The organism is Pelomonas sp. V22 (assembly GCF_030014915.1).
Taxonomy (GTDB): Bacteria; Pseudomonadota; Gammaproteobacteria; order Burkholderiales; family Burkholderiaceae_C; genus JAUASW01.
The window spans coordinates 1,600,126-1,622,238 of the sequence record NZ_JAGIXS010000001.1 but is presented as its reverse complement, the minus strand read 5'-3'; the positions used below and the strand labels follow the sequence as shown (position 1 = coordinate 1,622,238).

The following is a 22,113-nucleotide window of genomic DNA, read 5'->3' as shown; positions in this document are numbered from 1 at the left end:
CCCGCTCAGCTGCTGAGGCCGGGGAGCTTCAGCCAGCGGGAGAGGCGGTTGCGCAGCGCCGCGAAGTCCAGCGGCTTGGTCAGGTGCTCGTCCATGCCGGCGTTCATGCTGGCCAGCACGTCGGCCTCCAGCGCATGGGCGGTCAGCGCGAGGATGGGGAAGTGCGCCAGCTCGCCTCGCCGCTGCAGCTCACGCAGCCGACGCGCGCATTCCAGGCCATCCATGCCTGGCATCTGTATGTCCATCAGCACGAGGTCTGGCGCGCGCTGGGCGCATTGCTGCAGGGCTTCGTGGCCGTCGCAGGCCAGGCGGCTCTGCACGCCCATCAGCGACAGGAATTCCAGCGCCACGACCTGGTTGATCGGGTTGTCCTCGACCAGCAGCACCTCGGCCTGCTGGCTCAGGCTCGCCTGGCTGTCTTGCTCGCCGGGCCCGGCGTCGGCTTCCGCGTCCGCGCCCCCCGTGCTGGCAAACAGCGGAAGGGGCAGGGACGGCATAGCAATGACGGAGTTCATCATGGACCTTGTCTTGGCAGCTGTTATTGCTTGTCTGGCACCGGTGGGCGCCACTCTCCCTGGACAACCGCCTCGGTTTGCGAGGCGGTGCTGCTGATTCTGTCCATGGCGGCTGTGCCATGAGAGGCCTGGATATGAAAAAGAACCCAGGGGTTTACCCTTGGTTCTGGCAACGAGGGCTGCTGCCATCCCTTGTCAGCAGCCTGAGAGTGCCGGCCAGCGAGCCCGGGCGGCGCTCCCTAGAATGCCTGACCCCCATCCCGCGCAGGTCTCTACAGCATGTCCGACGGTCGAATCCGCATCCGAGGTGCCCGGCAGCACAACCTCAAGAACCTCGACCTGGACATCGCCACCGGCGAGCTGACCGTCGTGACCGGCCCCAGCGGCTCGGGCAAGTCCAGCCTGGTGTTCGACACCCTCTATGCCGAGGGCCAGCGCCGCTACGTCGAGACCTTCTCGGCCTATGCCCGCCAGTTCCTGGATCGCATGGACCGCCCGGCGGTCGACAAGGTCGACGGCGTGCCGCCCGCCATCGCCATCGACCAGACCAACCCGGTGCGCACCAGCCGCTCCACGGTCGGCACGATGACCGAGCTGAACGACCACTTGAAGCTCTTGTTTGCCCGCGCCGCGTCCCTGTACGACAAGGAAACGGCGCTGCCGGTGCGGCATGACACGGCGCAGACGATCTATGCCGAGCTGCTGGAACGCACCAAGGAAACCGATCCGCGCCTGGTGCTGACCTTCCCGGTCGAGCTGCCGGCCAACACCACGGCCGAGCAGGTGGAGCAATGGCTGTCGGCCAGCGGCTTCACGCGCGTTCAGGCCGAGCGCATGGTGGGCGATCGCAAGATGCTCGATGTGGTGGCGGACCGCTTCCGCCTCCAGGGTGCCGACAAGCAGCGCGCGATGGAGGCCATCGAGCTCTCGATCAAGCGCGGCAGCGGCCGCCTCACCGTCTATGTGCTGCAGGACGAAGCCGAACCGCTGATCTGGAAATATTCCACCGGCCTGCACTGCCCCGAAAGCGACCTGCGCTATCAAGACCCGCAGCCGCCGCTGTTCAGCTTCAACTCGGCCATGGGCGCCTGCGACAGCTGCCGCGGCTTCGGCCGCGTGATCGGCGTGGACATGGGCCTCGTCATCCCCGACGACAAGAAGACCCTGCGCAACGGCGTGATCAAGCCCATGCAGACGCCGGCCTGGGCCGATTGCCAGGCCGACCTGCTCAAGTACGCCGGGGAGGCCGGCATCCCGCGCGACACGGCCTGGAACCAGCTCTCGCAAAGCCAGCGCGACTGGGTGGTCAACGGCAGCCCGAACTGGAACGGCAACTGGAACAAGCAGTGGTACGGGGTCAAGCGCTTCTTCGAATACCTGGAGAGCAAGGCCTACAAGATGCACATCCGGGTGCTTCTCTCCAAGTACCGCAGCTACACCGAATGCCCGGCCTGCGCCGGCGCGCGCCTGAAGACGGAAGCGCTCCTGTGGCGCGTGGGCAGCAAGGCGCTGGCCGACGCGGCCCTGCCGCCGGCGCAGCGCGTGATGCCGATGGGCGTGGCCTGGTCGCGCGCGCAGCTGGAGCTGCTTGACGGCCTCTCGCTGCACGACCTGATGCAGCTGCCGCTGCACCGCCTGCGCCGCTTCATGGACGAGCTGGAGCTGCCCACCACCTTGCTGGACGAAGCGCTCAAGCTCCTGCTGGACGAGATCCGCAACCGCCTCAAGTACCTCTGTGACGTGGGCATCGGCTACCTGACGCTGGACCGCCAGAGCCGCACGCTCAGCGGCGGCGAGGTGCAGCGCATCAACCTGACCACGGCGCTCGGCACCTCGCTGGTGAACACGCTGTTCGTGCTGGACGAGCCCAGCATCGGCCTGCACCCGCGCGACATGGACCGCATCGTCGAGGCGATGAAGCGCCTGCGCGATGCTGGCAACACCCTGGTGGTGGTCGAGCATGACCCGGCCGTGATGCTGGCGGCCGACCGCTTGATCGACATGGGCCCCGGCCCGGGTGAGAAGGGCGGCCAGATCGTCTTCGACGGTACGCCCGAGCAGATCCGCGCGGCCGACACCTTGACCGGTGCCTACCTCGGCGCCCGTCGCCATGTGGGCATGGGGCTCAAGCGCATCGTCGACGAGGGCACGCCCAAGCTCATCCTTCAGGGCGTGCGCGAGCACAACCTGCGCAACGTGACGGTCGAGTTCCCGCTGCAGAAGATGGTGGTGGTCACCGGCGTCTCCGGCTCGGGCAAGAGCACGCTGATGCAGGACGTGCTGTACCCGGCCCTGGCCCGCCACTTCGGCCAGGCGACGGAAACGCCGGGTCAGCATGACCAATTGCTGGGTGCCGATTGGCTGGCCGACGCGGTCTTCGTCGACCAGTCGCCGATCGGCAAGACGGCGCGTTCCAACCCGGCGTCCTACGTGGGCGCCTTCGACGAGATCCGCAAGCGCTTTGCCGATGCGCCGGTGGCGCGCGAGCGCAGCTACACAGCCGGCATGTTCAGCTTCAATGCCGGCGACGGCCGCTGCGCCACCTGCGGCGGCTCGGGCTTCGAGCATGTGGAGATGCAGTTCCTGTCGGACGTCTACCTGCGTTGCCCGGACTGCGATGGCCGGCGCTTCCGCGCCGAGATGCTGGACGTGAAGCTCTTGCGCGGTGATCGTGAATTGAGCGTGTCCGATGTGCTGGAGCTGACGGTCAGCGAGGCCGTGCAGCTGTTCAAGGACGACCGCGAGGTGGTCGCCAAGCTGCAGCCCATCGTCGACGTGGGCCTGGAATACGTGAAGCTCGGCCAGCCCGTGCCCACGCTCTCGGGCGGCGAGGCGCAACGTCTGAAGCTGGCCGGCTTCCTGGCCGAGGCGGCATCCAAGCCGCGCCAGGCGGTGGCGAAGAAGGGCACGCTGTTCATGTTCGACGAGCCGACCACCGGCCTGCATTTCGACGACATCGCCAAGCTGATGCGGGCGATGCGCAAGCTGCTGTCCATCGGCCATTCGCTGATCCTGATCGAGCACAACCTCGACGTCATCCGCGCGGCGGACTGGCTGATCGACCTGGGCCCCGAAGGCGGCGAGGACGGCGGCGAGGTCGTGGCCGTGGGCACGCCCGAAGAGCTGAAGGACCATCCGCGTTCGCACACGGCAGCGGCGCTGCGCGAGTACGCGTTGCACATGGACCAGCCCGCCACCAAGGTGGAAGAGGGCCGGCCGCTGCAGTACGCGATCCGCGCCAAGCGCGCGGCGGCCGACGAGGCCATCCGCATCGTCAATGCGCGCGAGCACAACCTGAAGTCGGTCGATGTGGCCATCCCGCGCGGCAAGTTCAATGTGATCACCGGTGTGTCAGGCTCGGGCAAGTCCACGCTGGCCTTCGACATTCTTTTCAACGAAGGCCAGCGCCGTTATCTCGAATCGCTGAACGCCTATGCACGCTCCATCGTGCAGCCGGCCGGGCGGCCCGAGGTGGACGCGGTCTGGGGCATTCCGCCGACAGTGGCCATCGAGCAGCGCCTCTCGCGCGGCGGCCGCAAGAGCACGGTGGCGACGACCACCGAGGTCTGGCATTTCCTGCGCCTCTTGTACGTGAAGCTGGGCGTCCAGCATTGCGTCAAGGACGGCACGGCGGTCAAGCCGCAAAGCGTGGAGTCCATTGCCGCCCAGCTGCTGCGCGACTACCGGGGCCAGCATGTCGGCTTGCTCGCGCCCCTGGTGCTGAACCGCAAGGGCCTTTACACCGACCTGGCCAAATGGGCCAAGGCGCGCGGCCACACGCATCTGCGCGTCGACGGCGAGTTCATCCCCACCTCGCCCTGGCCGCGTCTGGACCGTTTCAAGGAGCACACGCTGGAGCTGCCGGTCGGCGACCTGGTGATCTCGCTGGACAAGGAAGCCGAGCTGCGCGAGATGCTTGCGAAAGCGCTGGACCTGGGCAAGGGCGTGCTGCACCTGCTGGCGCCGCTGGACCAGCTCAATGCGGCAATTGCCGATGGCCAGTCCACGGCCGATATCGGCATGCTCAAGGTCTTCTCGACCAAGCGCGCCTGCCCCACCTGTGGTGACAGCTATGCCGAGCTGGATCCGCGCATGTTCTCCTACAACAGCAAGCACGGCTGGTGCTCGCACTGCGTGGGGACAGGTCTTGCCCTGACGCGTGAACAGCGCAAGGCGCTGGATGAGACGCTGCAGGACAAGGACAACCGCGGCCGTGAACAAAGCTTCCCGGCCGAGGAGGCCGAGATCGAAGGCCTGGCCGACCAGCCCTGCCCGGAATGTCAGGGCGCGCGGCTCAATGCCTCGGCGCGATCGGTCACTTTCGAGGACCAGGCGATCAGCACTGTGGCCTCCTGGAGCGTCACAGAGGCGCGCCAATGGGTGCAGGGCCTGAACCTGGTCGGCCGCGATGCCGACATCGCCCGCGACGTGGTGGTCGAGATCCTTGGCCGCCTGGAGTTCCTCGAAGAAGTGGGCCTCGGCTACCTGACGCTGGACCGCGCCGCGCCCACGCTCTCGGGCGGCGAGGCGCAGCGCATCCGCCTGGCGGCGCAATTGGGCAGCAATCTGCAGGGTGTCTGCTATGTGCTGGACGAGCCCACCATCGGCCTGCATCCGCGTGACAACCAGATCCTTTTGAAGGCGCTCTCCACGCTGGGCGACAAGGGCAATACGCTGGTCGTCGTCGAGCATGACGAAGACACCATCCGCCGCGCCGACCACATCATCGACATCGGCCCCAGCGCCGGCAAACGCGGCGGCCAGGTGGTGGCGCAAGGCACGGCGGCGGAGCTGGCTTTGCATCCCGATTCGGTGACCGGCCGCTTCCTTGCCAAGCCCTTGCTGCATCCGCTGCAGCCGCGCCGCGAGATCGAGCCGGACGCGCCCAAGCTGCGCGTGCTGGCAGCCAGCCTGCACAACCTGAAGAACGTGTCGGTCGACGTGCCGCTGCACCGCCTGGTGGCCATCACCGGCGTCTCGGGCTCGGGCAAGAGCACGCTGGCGCGCGACGTGCTGCTCGCCAACATGGCCATGGCCGTGCCGCTGCGCAAGGACCCGTCGAACTGGGTCGGTTGTGCCGGCATCGAAGGCCACAAACAGGTGGACCGCGTGCTGGAGGTGGACCAGACGCCGATCGGCAAGACGCCGCGCAGCTGCCCGGCGACCTACATCGGCTTCTGGGATGCAATCCGCAAGCTCTTCGCCGAGACGCTGGAAGCCAAGGCCCGTGGCTATGCGGCCGGCCGCTTCAGCTTCAACACCGGCGAGGGCCGCTGCCCCGGCTGCGAAGGCCAGGGCATGAAGACCATAGAAATGAGCTTCCTGCCCGATGTGAAGCTGCTCTGCGACCAGTGCCATGGCCAGCGCTTCAACCCGGAGACCCTGGGCGTCAGCTGGCGCGGCAAGAGCATCGGTGACGTGCTGGCGATGGAGGTCGACGAGGCGGTCGAGTTCTTTGCCTCGATGCCTTCGATTGCCCATCCGCTGCAACTCTTGAAGGACGTGGGCCTCGGCTATCTGACGCTGGGTCAGCCGAGCCCGACGCTGTCAGGCGGCGAGGCGCAGCGCATCAAGCTGGTCAGTGAATTGGTGAAGGTGCGTGACGACGTGACGCGGCGCGGCCAGAAGTCGCCGCACACGCTCTATGTGCTGGACGAGCCCACGGTGGGCCTGCACATGGCCGACGTGGAGAAGCTCATCCGCGTGCTGCACCGCCTGGTGGCCGGCGGCCATTCGGTGGTGGTGATCGAGCATGACCTGGACGTGATCGCCGAGGCCGACTGGGTCATCGACCTGGGCCCCGAAGGCGGCACGGCCGGCGGCGAGATCGTCGTGCAGGGCACGCCGGAGCAGGTGGTGAAGGCGGGCACGCATTCGGGCCAGGCGTTGAAGCCGGTCTTGGCGCGTGCGTGAGCCGGCGTTCGTGAATCACTCCGCGAATCGCCTGCCGGGCCTGGACCTGCTGCGCAGCATCGCCATCCTGTGGGTGATGCTGTTCCACTCCTTCATCGTCGATGGCGTGGGGCCGCGCTTCGATCCGCTGGCCCGCTATGGCTGGGTCGGCGTCGACATCTTCTTCGTGCTCAGCGGCTTCCTGATCGGCAGCCAGCTGCTGCGTGGGCTGCAGCGCGGCGAGGGCCTGGCGCTTGGTGCCTTCTATGCCCGCCGAGCCTGGCGCATCCTGCCGGCCTTTGCCGTGGTGCTGGCGCTGTACCAGTTCGTGCCGGCCTTGCGCGAGGCGCCGGGGCTGCAGGACTGGTGGCAGTTCGCCACGTTCACGCTGAACCTCTTGATCGACTACGGCCAGAACCAGGCCTTCTCGCATGCCTGGTCGCTGTGTGTGGAAGAGCATTTCTACCTGGTGTTTCCGCTGCTGGCCTGGCTGCTGACGCGGCGGCCGTCGGCGTCGCGCTTCCTGCTGCTGTGCGGTGGCGTCGTGCTGCTGGGCATCGCGCTGCGAACCGGCATCTGGCTGCATGACACGGCGACTGATCCGCCGCGTCCCTGGTTCGTCGAGGATCTCTACTACCCCACTTGGTCGCGGCTCGATGGCCTCTTGATGGGCGTGATGCTGGCGGCGCTGCGCGTCTACCGGCCTCAGCAATGGGCAGCCTTGCAGGCGCGCTCGTCAGCCTTGCTGGCCGGCGCTGTGGCGGTGCTGGGCCTCGCGTTCTGGCTGTTCAGTGAGCGCACCGGCCTGCTGGCCAATGCGCTGGGCTGGCCGGTGCTGTCCTTCGGCTTCGGCCTGCTCACACTGGCGGCCACCAACCCGCGCGGTTGGCTGGGCCGCCGCGAGCTGCCGGGTGTGGGGTGGTTGGCCACCGTGTCCTACAGCCTCTACCTGAGCCACAAGATCGCGATGCACCTGGTGCACGAGTACATCGCGCCCTCGATGGAATCACAGGGCTTGCTGCTGTTTGCCGTTTACGTGATCGCCATCCTGCTGGGCGGCGCGGCGCTTCACTACCTCGTCGAGCGGCCGGGGCTGCGTCTGCGGGATCGGCTGCAGGCGGCAGGGCGAATGCCAGTGGCTGCGCGTGATGTCCAGCAGGGCGTTGGGCGTACAGCGAGCCCGTGAGGCCAGCAGCCGCGCGTCGTCTTGGCATGGCCGTACGAGCCTTCACGCCTTTGTCATCGACGCGGCCTAGGCTGCCGGGTTTTGCACCCGCCCCTGAGGACAACGATGATGAAGCTCCGCCTGCTAGCCGCCGCCGCAATCGCTCTGGCCGCCGCCACCTCCGCAGAAGCCGCACCGGTCTACGTCAATGGCCTGGCCATTCCCGGCAGCACGCTGGACGCCACCGGCGGCACGACCGTCAACAACGGCCGCGTGGGCTTCTTCTCCGACATCTATTACGACACCATCCGCAATGAATGGTGGGGCCTCTCGGACCGCGGCCCGGGCGGCGGCACGATCAGCTACGACACGCGCGTCAACCGCTTCACGCTGGACGTGAACCTGGACACCGGCGCGATCAGCAATTTCAAGATCGTCGAGACCGTGCTGTTCAAGAGCGCCGGCGAGACGCTCAATGGCCTGGCCCCCAGCACCAAGGGCGTGCTGGGACTGGCCATGGACCCCGAGGGTTTCGTTCTCAACCCCAAGACCGGCACGATGCTGGTCTCCGACGAATACGGCCCCAGCCTGCGCGAGTTCAGCCGCAGCGGCGAGCTGCTGCGCACCTTCACCACGCCGGCCAACCTGCTGCCGCGCAATGCGACCACCGGCGACAAGAACTTTGCCGACGACACCGGCAACACCGCCGGCAAGCGCACCAACCGGGGCTTCGAGGGCCTGGCCATCAGCCCGGACGGCAAGTACGCCTTTGCGATGCTGCAAAGCGCCATGCTGGACGAAGGCGGCGGCAATGGCACGATGAATCGCATCGTCAAGTTCGACGTGGCCACCGGCCAGGCCGTGGCGCAGTACGCCTACGAAATGAAGCGCAGCGGCCAGGGCCAGGGCATCTCGGCCCTGGTGGCCATCAATGACCACGAGTTCTACGTGCTGGAGCGCAACAACCGGGGTGTTGGCGTGGGTGCCGAGTTCGCCACGGCCGACAAGGAGGTCTACCGCATCGACCTGACCGGCGCGACCGACGTCAGCAACATCCCCCTGGTGGCCGGCTCGGTCTACACCAAGGTGAAGAAGAGCGGCCCGGTGCTTGACCTGGATGCCAACACGCTGGCCGCGCTGGGCGGCAAGGCGCCCGAGAAGTTCGAAGGCCTGGCCATAGGCCCGCGCCTGAACAACGGCAGCTACCTGCTGCTGACCGGCACCGACAACGACTACAGCGTGACCCAGAACGGCTCGGGCACGCAGTTCGATGTGTGGTTCGACTTCACGAAGTCCGACCCCTATGCCAGCTCGATCCAGTGCCCGCTGGACAGCAAGACCGGCTGCTTCAAGACCAAGGACGGCACGGCCACCAACTGGACCTCCGATCTGCAGCTGCTGCCGGGCGTGCTGCAGGCCTACAGCGTCAGCGCGGCCGACCTGGGTGCCTATGTGGCGCCGGTGCCGGAGCCGGCCAGCGCCGGCTTGGTGTTTGCGGGCCTGGCCGCCCTGGGGCTGGCCAAGCGTCGCAAGAAGGCCTGAGCCCGCGCGATCAGGCGACTTCGTTCAGATTGCGGCCGACCGAGCCCGACTCGGCGAGCCGCTGCGGTGGCGGAGGTGCCGGCGCCCGCTCGACCCGCTTGGGTTCCTCGGGCGGGCGTTCGGCTTTCTGGGCCCGTTGCGGCGCGGGTGCGGGCGCCGGGGGCGGCGCGCTGGAGACGGAGCTGGTCGAGGCCATCGTGGACTCCTGATCGTGGACCGCTAGGGTACACCCAAGGGGCTCACAGTCCCGTGTCTTGGGCCTCGATGAAGGCCTTGCGAAACGCCATCGGATCGGCGATGCCGGTCAGCGGCGCATGCGAGGTGCCGGTGCCCGAAATGACCAGGGTGCCGAAGTTGAACATGCGGCCCCAGACGCCCTGATCGACCTGGATGCTTTCGGCCTTGTTCAGGTTGATCTCAATCGTCTGGCGGCTGATGAAGCCGTGCTTGACGATGATGCGCTTGGTCGTGACCGCCAGCTCGGTGGACTTGTAGCGCACATAGGCCATCACCAGCGGCACGAGGCCGAGGCCGAAGGCGGGCAGCAGGAGGATGCCGACGGCAATCAGATGCCAAAGCGCCCACAGGCTGATGCGGCCCATGTGAACGATGCGCTCGTCCTTGACCAGGGCGCCTTCTACGTAACTCGACATCCGCCTACCTCGCTGCTCTGTGGGAGCGTCGAGTGTAGGCGGGGCCGTCGGGTCACGCCGGTGGATCAGGCCTTCTTCAGCAGGCTGGTGTCGATGGGCAGCTTGCGGATGCGCTTGCCGGTGGCGGCAAAGATCGCGTTGGCCAGTGCGGGCGCCAGCGGCGGCGTGCCGGGCTCACCGATGCCGCCGGGCTCGGCCTTGCTCGGCACGATGTGGACCTCGATCTTCGGCATCTCGCTCATGCGCACGACCGGGTAGTCGTGGAAGTTGCCCTGCTCGACCTTGCCGCCGGCGAACGTGATCTTGCCGTACAGCGCGGCCGAGAGGCCGTAGCAGATGGCGCTCTCGATCTGGCGTTCGATGGTCTGCGGATTGGCGGTGAGGCCGCAATCGACGGCCGCCACCACGCGGTGCAGCTTGGGCGTGCCGTCGGCCGCCACCGACACCTCGACCACCTCGGCCACATAGCTGCCAAAGGCCTCGGCCACGGCTATGCCGCGATGCACGCCGGGCGCGGCCGGCTTGCCCCAGCCGGCCTTGGCGGCGGCCAGCTCGAGCACGCCCTTGTGGCGGGCATGCTTGTCGCCGAGCAGCTTGAGCCTGAAGGCCAGTGGGTCGGCCTTGGCGGCGGCCGCCATTTCGTCGATGAAGCTCTCGATGAAGAAGGCGTTCTGCGAATGGCCGACCGAGCGCCAGAACCAGACCTGCGGCCCCGGCTCGGCGCGGCCATAGGCGATGCGCTGGTTGGCGATCTCGTAGGGATGGTCCGACAGGCCCTCGACCGCCATCGAGTCGACGCCAGTCGGCGGGATCTGCATGAAGCCCGAGGCCGCCATGATGGACGGCGAACCCACGTCGGCGCGCAGCAGCGTGGGCATGCCAGAGGCGTCGAGCGCGCCTTCGAAGCGTACCAGCGAGGCCGGGCGGTAGAAGCCGGCCGCCATGTCGTCTTCACGCGCATAGATCAGCTTGACCGGCCGATTGCTGAGCTTGGAGAGCAGCACGGCGTCGATGGTGAAGTCGGGCGCGAAGCGGCGCCCGAAGCCACCGCCCAGCAGCAGCGTGTTGACCTTGACCTTGGCCGGCGTGACCGAGGCCACCTGGCTCAGGATGCCCTGGGCCGGGCCCTGGCTCTGCGTGCCGGCCCAGATCTCGACCTCGTCGCCCTTGACCCAGGCCAGGCAGTTCAGCGGCTCCATGCAGGCATGGGCCAGGTAGGGCACTTCGTACTCGGCCTTCAAGGTGGCGGCCACGTCCTTGGCCGCGCCCTTCTCGAGCGCCACGGCGTTGGCCTTGGCAGCGCCTTCGGCCAGCATCTCCGAGACCTTGGCGCTGGACAGCGCGGCCTTGTCGCCCATGTCCCATTCGACGGCCAGCGCATCGCGGCCCTTCTTGGCCGCCCAGTAGCCATCGGCCAGCACGGCCACACCGGAAGGAATGGCCAGCACCTGGCGCACGCCCTTGACGGCCTTGGCGGCGGCCTCGTTGAAGCTCTTGGGCTTGATGCCGGCATGGGGGGCGCGGGCCATCACGGCCACGAGCATGCCGTCCACGCGGGCGTCGATGCCGAACTTGGCCGTGCCATTGGTCTTGGCGGGCGTGTCGAGCCGGCGCGTCGGCTTGCCGAGGATCTTGAAGTCGGCGCTGGACTTCAAAAGCGGCTTCTCCGGCACCGGCTGCTCTGCCGCCAGCGCCACGAGCGCGCCATAGGCGATCTTCTGGCCGCCGGGCGCGATCACATGGCTGCGCTCGCAGCGCAGCTTGTCGGCCGGCAGGCCCCACTTCTTGGCGGCGGCAGCGACCAGCATTTCACGCGCCGCCGCGCCGGCCTGGCGCACCGGCGTCCAGTGGGCGCGCACCGTGGTGGAGCCGCCAGTGGCCTGCATGCCGAACATCGGGTTGTTGTAGGCCGCATCGGCCGGTGCCTGCTCGACGCTGACCAGCTTCCAGTCGGCCTCCAGCTCCTCGGCCAGCAGCATGGGGATGGCGGTCAGCACGCCCTGGCCCATCTCGGCCGAGCCGCAGATCACGGTGATCTTGTTGTCGGGCGTGAGGCGCAGCCAGGCATTGGGTGCGAAGGTGTTGCTGGCGGCGGGCGCGGCGGCGGCGGCGCGGCCGGACAGCGGCAGCGTGAAGCCAATGCTCAGCGCGGCGCCCGATTGCAGGAATTCGCGGCGATCGATGTGTCCCATGGTCAGGCTCCTTTCGTCAGCGAAGCCGAGGCGTCCTTGATGGCCGCCCGGATCTGGTTGTAGGTGCCGCAGCGGCAGAGGTTGCCGCTCATGGCGTTGTCGATGTCGGCGTCGCTGGGCTTCTTCTTGCCGGCCAGCAGGGCGCAGGCGCTCATGATCTGGCCGCTCTGGCAGTAGCCGCATTGCGGCACGTCGAGCTTGACCCAGGCCAGTTGCACGGCCTTGCCGGTGCTGGAGGCGCCGACACCCTCGATGGTGGTGATGCGCTTGCCGGCCACAGCCGAGAGCGGCGTGGAGCAGGAGCGGATCGGCGAGCCGTCCAGGTGGACCGTGCAGGCGCCGCACAGGGCCATGCCGCAACCGAACTTGGTGCCGGTCAGCTGCAGGTCCTCGCGCAGGGCCCACAACAGCGGCATTTCGGGATCGGCGTCGAGTGACACCGGCTTTCCATTGACCGTCAGCTTGATTGGCATGGCGTCGCTCCTTCTGCGTCTCGGATGAAGCGCGAAGCGTAATGGCTTTCCGGATTTTTTTCTTGCCCGGCCTTATGCCTTATCTCTGGCGGCAACCACCCGGTGGCGCCCAGGGGGGGGCTGAGCCGGTACGGCGCCGGAGCGCGGCTCGCTAGCCGCCTTCGTCGTCGATGCGGCTGCTCCGCGAGATCGAGCGCAGCAGCAGAATGCCGGCCAGCACCGCGCCGACGAAGCCGAGCAGGCCGAACAGCGGCAGGCCCAGCAGCGTGGGGCCGCCACTGACCGTCATCACGATGGACGAGCCGATGATCAGCGCGGCCAGCACCAGGGCGAGGGCCAGTCGGTTGGCGGCACGGTCGATCTGGTCGCCGACACGCTTCAGGTGCTGCAGCTCCAGCCCCACATGGACCCGGCCGCGCCGTGCGTTGCGCAGCAGCCGGCTGAGGTCGTGCGGCAACTGCTCCAGCGTGGACAGCGTGCGGCGCAAGGTCTGCCAGCCGCGGGCGGCCAGGGCCTTGGGCTGGTAGCGGGCTCTCACGATCTTGCGCAGCAAGGGCATGGCCTCGGCCGCCATGTGGAAGCCGGGGTCCAGGCCTCGGCCCATGCCTTCCAGCGAGATGAAGGCCTTGATCAGCAGGGCCAGGTCAGCTGGCAGGGCCAGGTGGTGCTCGCGCAGGATGGCGGTCACGTCGGCCAGCATCTGGCCCAGGTTCAGCCGGGCCAGCGGCACACCGTGGTACTGGTCGACGAAGCTCTCGATCTCGGCCTCCAGGCCGTCCAGGTGCAGGCCGCCCTCATCGCCGGTCCAGTCCAGCAGCACGTCGGCCACGGCCAGCGGGCGGCGCTCGACCAGACCCAGCAGCAATTGCAGCAGGTCTTCGCGGCGCTGGCTGGAGAGCCGGCCCACCATGCCGAAGTCGATGAAGGCAATGCGGTTGCCCGCCAGGTAGAACACGTTGCCCGGGTGTGGGTCGGCATGGAAGAAGCCGTCCTCGACGATCATCTTCAGCACGGCATGGGCGCCGCGCCGGGCCAGCAACTGGCGGTCGAAGCCGGCCTCGGGTGTGAGTTGGTCGAGCTGGCCGCCCGGGATGCCCGCGACGAAGTCCTGCACGTTGAGGCGCAAGCCGGTGTGCTGCCAATGCACCTTGGGAACGACGATGTCCGGCAGCGTGGCGAGGTTGGTGGCGATGCGTTCGGCATGGCGGCATTCGGCCGCCAGGTCCAGCTCGCGGCGCAGCGAGCGCCCGAACTCGCGCACCAGGCGCTGCGGCCGGTAGGGCTTGAGCACCGGCAGCTGCCGCTCGGCGATGCCGGCCAGCCGCTCCAGCAGCCGCAGGTCGGCCTCGATGCGTTCGACGATGCCGGGCCGGCGGATCTTGACCACGACCTCCGTGCCGTCCTGCAGCCGCGCCCGGTGGACCTGGGCGATCGAGGCGGCGGCCAGCGGCTCGGGGTCGAACTGAGCGAATACCGTGCCCGGCTCGCCGCCGAGGTCCTCGCGCAGTTGCTCCGCCAGTTGATCGAGCGGCACGGCTGGTACGTGGCTGTGCAGCTTCTCGAACTCGGCGATCCAGTCCGGCCCGAACAGGTCGGCACGTCCAGCCAGGATCTGGCCCAGCTTGACGAAGGTGGGCCCCAGCTCTTCCATGGCCAGCCGCACCTGCACCGGCGGCGGCAGGCGCGCCAGGTCCGCCGCGTGCTCCAGGCGCAGGGCGTGGCCGGCCTTGGCCAGGGCCTCGGCGAGGCCGAGGCGGCGCACGCTGTCGCCCAAGCCATGGCGCGCCAGCACGCCGAGGATCTCGCTGAGGCGCCCGAGGTCGCGCGCCGTGCCCAGGGTTTGGATCATGGGTCCATGTTAGGGCCTGCAGCGCAGGGGTCGCCTGCTGCCGGTGCGGCCGACCTACTCCTGCTCGAGGGCGTTCTGCAACTGGTCGCGCAGCCGGCGCAGCGCGGCCAGCTCGCGGTCCGGCGCCTGCAGGGCCGGCCAGAGCAGGGCGACGAGGTCGCGGGCGCTTTGGTCCACGTCGATCTGGCGGCCGGCCGTGATCACCTCCCACAGCATGTGCTCCATCGGCCCGAAGACCAGCGAGCGCAGCATGCGCAAGGGGATGTCCTGGCGCACCTGGCCCTGCGCCTGGCCGCGCGACAGCAGGTCCATCAGCGGCGCGGTGTAGCGGCGCTGCAGCTCGATGAAGGCCTCGCCGAACTCGGCGCTCCAGTCGGCATCGCGCTTGCGGCCTTCGGACAGCACCAGCTCGCACAGGCCCGTGCCCTGGATCAGGAACAGGCGCAGATGGGTGCGGACCACGAATTCCAGCTGCTCGCGCACGCCGGCCTCGCGGGGCAGGCCGTCTTCAATCGCCGCGATGATCTCGTCGTACCAGTCGGCGATCACCCGCATGCAGAGCTCGCGCTTGCTGCGGAAATAGGTGAAGACCGTGGCCTCGGAGACCCCGAGGCGCTGGGCGATCTCGGTCGTGGTGCTGCGCTCGTAGCCGCGCGTGGCGAAGACCTCGCGGCCGACCCGCAGAATGTCGCGCACGCGCTGCTCCGCGCGGGCGCTGGTAGGCGCTCTCCGCTGGGGCTGAAGCAGGGTGCTTGAAGGCGGCATGGGCGCATTCTGGCTTAAAACTTGAGCCGTACTCAAGAACTATTGCCTCAGGGTATTCGCTGGGCTATCCTCTCGCACCCCGGTGTTTTTGAAAGCCGGATTCAACAATTTGTTGAGTGGCGCTCATAGTGCGCCGCTTGCGCCCCGCAGGAGACAGCAAACATGCCGGCCTTGTCCACCAAGCTCAATGCCCGTTCGGCCGATTTCAAGGCCAATGCCGAGGCGATGCGCGGCCTGCTCGACGACCTCAATACCCGCCTCGCCAAGATCGCCGGGGGCGGTGGCGAGGCGGCCCGCGCCAAGCACACCGGCCGAGGCAAGCTCTTGCCGCGCGACCGGGTCGAGATGCTGCTGGACCCCGGCACGCCCTTCCTCGAACTGGCGCCGTTGGCCGGCCTGAACATGTACGACAACGCCGCCCCCGGCGGCGGCCTCATTGCCGGCATCGGCCGCGTGTCTGGCGTGGACTGCATGATCGTCTGCAACGACGCCACGGTGAAGGGCGGCACCTACTACCCCATCACCGTCAAGAAGCACCTGCGCGCGCAGGAGATTGCTGACCAAAACCGCCTGCCCTGCGTCTACCTGGTCGACTCCGGCGGTGCCAATTTGCCCAACCAGGACGAGGTCTTCCCGGACCGCGACCACTTCGGCCGCATCTTCTTCAACCAGGCCAATCTATCGGCCCAAGGCATTCCGCAGATCGCCGTCGTGATGGGCTCCTGCACGGCCGGCGGCGCCTATGTGCCGGCGATGAGCGATGAGACCATCATCGTCAAGAACCAGGGCACGATCTTCCTCGGCGGCCCGCCGCTGGTGAAGGCCGCCACCGGCGAGGTCGTCACGGCCGAAGACCTCGGCGGCGGCGACGTGCACACCCGCCTCTCGGGCGTGGCCGATCACCTGGCCAATGACGACACCCATGCGCTGGCCCTGGCCCGCCAGTCGGTGGCGCGCTTGAACTGGGTCAAGCCCGATCAGCTGGCCAAGCAGGCACCGCGCGCGCCGCTGTTCGACGCGAGCGAACTGCATGGCGTGATCCCGACCGACACCCGCAAGCCCTTCGATGTGCGCGAGGTCATCGCCCGCGTGGTGGATGGCTCGGAGTTCGATGAATTCAAAGCCCGCTACGGCGCCACCCTGGTCTGCGGCTTCGCCCACATCGAGGGCATGCCGGTGGGCATCGTGGCCAACAACGGCATCCTGTTCGCCGAGAGTGCCAACAAGGGCGCGCATTTCATCGAGCTGTGCTGCCAGCGCAAGATCCCGCTGGTGTTCCTGCAGAACATCACCGGCTTCATGGTCGGCCGCAAGTACGAGAACGAGGGCATCGCCCGCGCCGGCGCCAAGATGGTCACGGCCGTGGCCTGCGCCCAGGTGCCGAAGTTCACCATCATCATTGGCGGCAGCTTCGGTGCCGGCAACTACGGCATGTGCGGCCGCGCCTACTCGCCGCGCTTCCTCTGGATGTGGCCGAACGCGCGCATCTCGGTGATGGGTGGCGAGCAGGCCGCGTCGGTGCTGGCCACGGTCAAGCGCGACGGCATCGAGGCCAAGGGCGGTGCCTGGAGTGCCGACGAGGAAGAGGCCTTCAAGGCGCCGATCCGCCAGCAGTACGAGGACCAGGGCCATCCGTACTACGCCTCCGCCCGCCTGTGGGACGACGGCGTGATCGACCCGGCCGACACGCGCCGGGTGCTGGCCCTCGGCCTCAGCGCCGCGCTGAACCAGCCGATTCCGGAGACCAAGTTCGGCGTGTTCCGGATGTGATGGCGCCGCGCTGATGCCCGCCCATTCCCTTTGGCGCTGCGCCGCCGTCGCCCTGGCCTTGCTGTTCGCCTGCTCCGGCGCCCGAGCCCAGGACAGGCTGGACACCGAGCTGCGTGAGCAGATCCTGCGCGTGCCGGCGCGCGTGCAAGACCCCTTCGGCAAGGAAGTGCAGGGCGATCTGCTCGTCACCACCTTCCGGCCGCAGGGCGCGGGGCCCTTCCCCCTGGTCGTGATCAGCCATGGGCGCGACTCCAAGACCCGCGCCGAGTACAAGCGCCAGCGCTACGAATCGGCCGCGCGCTTCTTCGTGCGCAAGGGTTTCGCGGTGGCCGTGCCGCTGCGCCTCGGCTATGGCGAACTGGCCGCACTCGGCGACCCGGAGAGCAGTGTCAATTGCGCCAGCCCGCGTTTTGCGCCGGCCCTGGCGGCGGCGGCCGAGCAGATCCTCACCGTTGCACGCTTCATGCAGCAGCAGCCGGGCATCGATCCGCAGCGCCTGGTGCTGGTGGGCGTCTCGGTGGGCGGCATCGCCACCATCGCTGCCGCCTCGCTGCACCAGCCGCAGGCGTTGGCAGCCATCAACTTCGCCGGTGGCCACGGCGGTCGGCCCGATGTGCAGCCTGGCGAGCCCTGCCAGGCCGAGCAGCTGCGTCGCCTCTACGGCCACTACGGCGCGCTGGATGCGAAAGAGGCCAGGCCCACGCGGACGCTGTGGGTCTATGCCGAGAATGACCGCTATTTCTCGCCCGCCAATGCGCGGCGCTGGGCCGAAGCCTACGGACAAGCCGGAGCGGAGGCCGAACTGCATGTGCTGCCGCCGTTCGGCGAGGACGGCCACAAGCTCTTCGGCACTGGTAACGACGTTTGGCAGGGCCTGGTCGACCAGTTCCTGGCGCCGCTGGGTTTCGACAAGCCCGGCGCGCTGGTCGTGCCACCGGCGAGCGGCGTTGCGCTGGACGATGAAAGCGCGCTGCCCATCCCCGGCCCCAAGCTGCGCGAGGGCTATGAGAAGTTCCTCGCCGCCAAGCTGCCGCGTGCCTTTGCCATCAGCAGCGTGGGTCGCTGGGGCTATGCCACCGGCGACGACGCGGTCTCGCGCGCCCTGGCCTTCTGCCAGCGCGATCACGACAAGCCCTGCAAGCTGTATGCGGTCAATGAGACCGTGGTCTGGAGCAAGCCATGACGACTGAAACGCTGAAGATCGAGCGCGAGGGCGCGGTTGCCCGAGTCAGCTTGAACCGCCCCGAGGTCCGCAACGCCTTCAACGACGCGGTGATCGCCGAGCTGACGGCCACCTTCGCCGAGCTGGGCGCTGACAAGGACCTGCGCGCCATCGTGCTGGCCGCCGAGGGCAAGGCCTTCTGCGCCGGCGCCGACCTCAACTGGATGAAGGCCATGGCCGCCTACTCCTGGGACGAGAACCATGCCGATGCCAGCAAGCTCGCGCAAATGCTGTGGACGATCTACAGCTGCCCCATCCCGGTGATCGCTCGCGTGCAGGGTGATGTCTACGCGGGCGGTGTGGGCCTGGTCTCGGTCTGCGACATGGTGGTGGCGGTCGAAACGGCCGGCTTCTGCCTCTCTGAAGCCAAACTGGGCCTCCTGCCGGCCACCATCGGCCCCTATGTGATCCGGGCGCTGGGCGAGCAGGCTTCGCGCCGCTATTTCGTCACCGCCGAGCGCTTCTCGGCTGCCGAGGCACACCGACTGGGCCTGGTCCAGGAGCTGGCGGCGGACGTGAATCAGCTCGATGAGAAAATCGCGGCGCTGCTGGCTGCCATCACGGCCAACGGCCCGGCCGCGGTCAAGGCCTGCAAGCAGCTCGTGCAGGACCTGGCCCACCAGCCGATCACACCGCCGCTGCGCGACGACACCGCCCGCCGCATCGCCGACATCCGGGCGAGCCGCGAAGGGCGGGAAGGCGTGCAGAGTTTCCTGAACAAGAGCAAGCCTTCCTGGCTGGCCTGACCGAGTTTCCATGAGCGTTTCCACCCCCGAGCTGCAGCAGCGCAGCCTGGCCGCCGTCTGGCATCCCTGCACGCAGATGGCCCGTGCCGAACGCGTGCCGCCGCTGCCCATCCAGCGCGGCGAAGGCGCCTGGCTGTACGACTTCGACGGCCATCGCTATTTCGACGCCAACAGCTCCTGGTGGGTCAACCTGTTCGGCCATGCCGATGCGCAGCTGAACGCCGCCATCAAGCAGCAGCTCGACACGCTGCCGCACGTGATGCTCGCTGGCTGCACGCATGAGCCGGCCATCCGCCTGGCCGAGCGCCTATCGGCCCGCACCGGCGGCGCGCTGGGCCACTGCTTCTTCGGCAGCGATGGCGCCAGCGCCGTCGAGATCGCGCTGAAGCAGAGCTTCCACAGCTGGCGCAATCTGGGCCAGGCCGAGAAGCGCGAATTCGTTTGCCTGAAGAACGGCTATCACGGCGAGACGATTGGCGCGCTGGCCGTCACCGACGTGGCCATCTTCCGCGATGCCTACGACCCGCTCTTGATGCGCGCCCACATCGTCGAGTCGCCTGACACACGCTGCGGCATCGAAGGCCAGGTCAAGGCCCTAGCCGCGATGCGCGCCCTGCTGGAAGAGCGCAGCCCCCAGATCGCCGCCGTCATCGTCGAGCCGCTGGTGCAGGGCGCCGCCGGCATGGTGATGCACTCGCCGGCCTATCTGCGGGCGCTGCGGGCGATGACGCGCGAGTTCAATGTGCACCTGATTGCCGATGAGATCGCGGTCGGCTGCGGCCGCACCGGCACTTTCTTCGCTTGGGAGCAGGCGGAGTCGCCCGAGTGGCCCGATTTCGTGCTGCTCTCCAAGGGCATCACCGGGGGCACCTTGCCGCTCTCGCTGGTGCTGACCACCGAGGCCGTCTACCGCGCCTTCTGGAGCGAGGACGTCACGCGTGGCTTCCTGCATTCGCATTCCTACACCGGCAATGCCCTGGCCTGCGCGGCGGCCAATGCGGTGCTGGACCGCTTCGACGCCGGCCAGCTGGAGCGCAATGCGGCGCAGAGCAAGATGCTGGGTGCCGCCTTTGCGCCGCTGGCCGAAGATCCGCGCATCGAGCACCTGCGTCAGCGCGGCCTGATCCTGGCCTTCGATGTGAAGGATGCGCCCGAGCGCTTCGCTGAAAAGTTCCACCTCGCTGCTCGCCAGCACGAGCTGCTGATACGCCCGATAGGCCACACGGTCTATCTGATGCCTCCTTACCTGATCGGTCCGGCCACCGCCTCCTTCCTGGCGAATGCCGTGACCAATGCCCTGAACGATGTCCTCCTCTCTGCTTGACCATCTGCAGGCGAAGCTCAACGCCATCGCCGCGCAAGACCTGACCCGCTTCCTGCGGGAGGCCGAAAGCCCCACCGCGCCGCACCAGATCGTGCGCGGCGCCGACGGCATCGCCCGCGAGCTGCTGATGTTCTGCAGCAATGACTACCTGGGCCTGGCCGCCCACCCGCGCATCGCCGAAGCGCTGGCCGAAGGCGCGAGCGTCTACGGCGGCGGCTCGGGCGCCTCGCCCCTGGTCAGCGGCCATTCGGTCGCCCATACCCGCGTGGCCGACACGCTGGCTGACTGGTTCGCGGCGCACATCCCCAAGGCCCGCGCCATCGGCTTCTGCACCGGCTACATGGCCAACCTGGCCGTGGTCACGGCCCTCGGCGATGCGGACAGCGAGATTTTTTCCGAGGCGCTCAACCACGCCTCGCTGATCGACGGCACGCGCCTCGCCAAGGCCCAGGTCACGCGCTACGGCCATGGCGACGTGGAGGAACTGCGCGGCCTGCTGGCGGCCAGCACGGCGCGGGTCAAGCTGATCGTCACCGACGCGGTCTTCAGCATGGACGGCGACATCGCGCCGCTGCCGCAGCTGCTGGCCCTGGCCGAGGAGTTCGATGCCTGGCTGATCGTCGACGATGCCCATGGTTTCGGCGTGCTGGGCGACAACGGCCGGGGCTCGCTGGAGCACTTCGACCTGCGCAGCGAGCGGCTGATCGTCGTTGGCACGCTGGGCAAGGCGGCGGGCCTGGCCGGCGCCTTCATCGTGGCGCACGAGACCATCACCGAATACCTGCTGCAGGCAGCGCGCAACTACATCTTCTCGACCGCTTCGCCGCCGGCTGTCGAGCATGCCTTGCTGACCAGCTTCGAGCTGATCGAAGGCGAGATCGGCCAGCAGCGCCGTGCGAACCTGCGTGCCTTGCAGGCGCAGCTCTCGTCAGGCATTGCAGCGCTGCTGAAGCGCCACCCCGCCTTGCCCTGGAAGCTTGCACCTTCGGAGACGCCGGTGCGCCCGCTGATCGTCGGCGGCAATGCCCAGGTGATGGAGCTGGCCGCGCGCCTGGAGCGCCAGGGCCTGCGCGTGCCCGGTATCCGCCCACCCACGGTGCCCAAGGGAGAGGCGCGTTTGCGCATCACCTTGTGTGCCACGCACACGGCGGCCGATGTGGATCGTCTGCTCGCGGCGCTAGACGCTGCTGCGTGTGACATGGAGCGCGTTTCCGCATGACCAATCTGCCCCCAAGCCTGGGACAAGCCCAGTCTGCCCCCCGAGGGGGTCAAGGCGACTTGGGGCGGCCCGGCGTCGCCTTGAAGGGCTTCTTCGTCACTGGCACGGACACCGAGATCGGCAAGACCTGCATCACGGCCGGCCTGACGGCAGCGCTGCAGAACGCCGGCCTTCGCGTCGCGCCGATCAAGTCCTTGGCCGCCGGTCAGGAGCAGGACGAATCCGGCCGCTGGGTCAACGAGGACGTGCAGCAGCTGCATGCCGCGCAGACCCTGGGCCTGAGCCTGGACGAAGTCGGCCCGCTGCAGTTCCGCACGCCCTGCGCGCCGCACATCGCGGCCCGCATCGACGGCGGCGCGATCGATCGCGAAGCGCTCCTGCAGAAAATCCGCAGCACCGCGGCCAAGGCCGATCTGGCCCTGGTCGAGGGCGTGGGCGGCTTCCGCGTACCCTTGACCGACCACTGGGACACCGCCGACCTGGCGGTCGATCTGCAGCTGCCGGTGATCCTGGTCGTCGGGCTGCGCCTCGGTTGCATCAACCATGCGCTGCTGACGGCCGAGGCGATCCGCTCGCGCGGCCTGCGCCTGGTCGGCTGGGTGGCCAACACGGCCGACCCGGACATGCCCCATGTGGCCGACAATCTCATCGCCTTGCAGGCCGGCCTGGCCGTGCCCTGCCTGGGCCAGGTGCCGCGCCTGGCCTCACCCGAACCTGCGGCCGTGGCCGCCCATCTCACGCAGCTTTCCGTGCTGCTGTCCGAACTTCCGCAAGCCTGAGCATGAC

At 68.2% G+C, this 22,113-nt stretch carries 16 protein-coding genes; 9 read left to right on the top strand and 7 right to left on the bottom strand.

The genetic code is table 11. The features are described 5' to 3' along the window. Nucleotides 1–5: 5 nt before the first annotated feature. Nucleotides 6–518, bottom strand: a complete 513-nt coding sequence (locus J7U46_RS07280) for a response regulator (RefSeq protein WP_282824258.1) — start codon at nucleotides 516–518, stop codon at nucleotides 6–8. A 276-nt stretch (nucleotides 519–794) separates the two neighbouring features. Between J7U46_RS07280 and uvrA the strand changes: the two genes are divergently transcribed. From uvrA to J7U46_RS07265, 3 genes are all read left to right on the top strand, one after another. Further along, nucleotides 795–6,428, top strand: a complete 5,634-nt coding sequence (gene uvrA / locus J7U46_RS07275) for an excinuclease ABC subunit UvrA (RefSeq protein ID WP_282824255.1) — start codon at nucleotides 795–797, stop codon at nucleotides 6,426–6,428. A gap of 10 nt (nucleotides 6,429–6,438) precedes the next feature. Next, nucleotides 6,439–7,593 carry an acyltransferase gene (locus J7U46_RS07270; RefSeq protein WP_282824253.1) on the top strand — a complete coding sequence of 385 codons (1,155 nt, stop codon included), beginning with the start codon at nucleotides 6,439–6,441 and terminating at the stop codon, nucleotides 7,591–7,593. Between the two features lie 105 nt (nucleotides 7,594–7,698). After that, nucleotides 7,699–9,114 carry an esterase-like activity of phytase family protein gene (locus tag J7U46_RS07265; RefSeq protein ID WP_282824251.1) on the top strand — a complete coding sequence of 472 codons (1,416 nt, stop codon included), beginning with the start codon at nucleotides 7,699–7,701 and terminating at the stop codon, nucleotides 9,112–9,114. Nucleotides 9,115–9,124: 10 nt separating this feature from the next. On the opposite strand, the gene J7U46_RS07260 is transcribed toward J7U46_RS07265, so the two are convergent. The 6 genes from J7U46_RS07260 to J7U46_RS07235 all read right to left on the bottom strand — a co-directional run bounded on the left by J7U46_RS07260 (nucleotide 9,125) and on the right by J7U46_RS07235 (nucleotide 15,046). Further along, on the bottom strand, nucleotides 9,125–9,310 hold the full coding sequence (locus J7U46_RS07260; protein WP_282824249.1) for a hypothetical protein: 186 nt from the start codon (nucleotides 9,308–9,310) through the stop codon (nucleotides 9,125–9,127). A 43-nt stretch (nucleotides 9,311–9,353) separates the two neighbouring features. Further along, nucleotides 9,354–9,767, bottom strand: a complete 414-nt coding sequence (locus tag J7U46_RS07255) for a PH domain-containing protein (protein WP_282824247.1) — start codon at nucleotides 9,765–9,767, stop codon at nucleotides 9,354–9,356. Between the two features lie 65 nt (nucleotides 9,768–9,832). Further along, nucleotides 9,833–11,959: a xanthine dehydrogenase family protein molybdopterin-binding subunit gene (locus J7U46_RS07250; protein ID WP_282824245.1), complete on the bottom strand. Its 2,127-nt coding sequence runs from the start codon at nucleotides 11,957–11,959 to the stop codon at nucleotides 9,833–9,835. A 2-nt stretch (nucleotides 11,960–11,961) separates the two neighbouring features. Continuing rightward, nucleotides 11,962–12,432 carry a (2Fe-2S)-binding protein gene (locus tag J7U46_RS07245; RefSeq protein WP_282824243.1) on the bottom strand — a complete coding sequence of 157 codons (471 nt, stop codon included), beginning with the start codon at nucleotides 12,430–12,432 and terminating at the stop codon, nucleotides 11,962–11,964. Nucleotides 12,433–12,583: 151 nt separating this feature from the next. Beyond that, nucleotides 12,584–14,281, bottom strand: a complete 1,698-nt coding sequence (locus J7U46_RS07240) for an AarF/UbiB family protein (protein ID WP_282824241.1) — start codon at nucleotides 14,279–14,281, stop codon at nucleotides 12,584–12,586. 54 nt (nucleotides 14,282–14,335) lie between these two features. After that, complete coding sequence (locus J7U46_RS07235) at nucleotides 14,336–15,046, bottom strand: TetR/AcrR family transcriptional regulator (RefSeq protein WP_282824239.1); 711 nt, start codon at nucleotides 15,044–15,046, stop codon at nucleotides 14,336–14,338. 162 nt (nucleotides 15,047–15,208) lie between these two features. Here J7U46_RS07235 and J7U46_RS07230 point away from each other — a divergent pair, with 162 nt between their 5' ends. Genes J7U46_RS07230 through bioD form a run of 6 tightly spaced genes read left to right on the top strand, consistent with a single transcriptional unit; the run spans nucleotide 15,209 to nucleotide 22,106 of the window. Beyond that, complete coding sequence (locus J7U46_RS07230) at nucleotides 15,209–16,816, top strand: carboxyl transferase domain-containing protein (RefSeq protein WP_282824237.1); 1,608 nt, start codon at nucleotides 15,209–15,211, stop codon at nucleotides 16,814–16,816. Between the two features lie 13 nt (nucleotides 16,817–16,829). Next, the gene (locus J7U46_RS07225; protein WP_282824235.1) at nucleotides 16,830–17,999 is read left to right on the top strand and encodes a hypothetical protein; all 1,170 of its coding nucleotides are present in this window, start codon (nucleotides 16,830–16,832) and stop codon (nucleotides 17,997–17,999) included. After that, on the top strand, nucleotides 17,996–18,784 hold the full coding sequence (locus J7U46_RS07220; protein ID WP_282824234.1) for an enoyl-CoA hydratase/isomerase family protein: 789 nt from the start codon (nucleotides 17,996–17,998) through the stop codon (nucleotides 18,782–18,784). Before J7U46_RS07225 ends, J7U46_RS07220 begins: the two co-directional genes overlap by 4 nt. 10 nt (nucleotides 18,785–18,794) lie before the next feature. Then, nucleotides 18,795–20,108, top strand: coding sequence for an adenosylmethionine--8-amino-7-oxononanoate transaminase (gene bioA / locus J7U46_RS07215; protein ID WP_282824232.1), 1,314 nt, complete (start codon nucleotides 18,795–18,797; stop codon nucleotides 20,106–20,108). Continuing rightward, nucleotides 20,089–21,327, top strand: coding sequence for an 8-amino-7-oxononanoate synthase (gene bioF / locus J7U46_RS07210; protein WP_282824230.1), 1,239 nt, complete (start codon nucleotides 20,089–20,091; stop codon nucleotides 21,325–21,327). Before bioA ends, bioF begins: the two co-directional genes overlap by 20 nt. Beyond that, entirely contained in the window at nucleotides 21,324–22,106 is a 783-nt protein-coding gene (bioD, locus tag J7U46_RS07205) for a dethiobiotin synthase (RefSeq protein WP_282824228.1), read from the top strand. The genes bioF and bioD overlap by 4 nt, the downstream gene beginning before the upstream one ends. Nucleotides 22,107–22,113 lie beyond the last annotated feature (7 nt).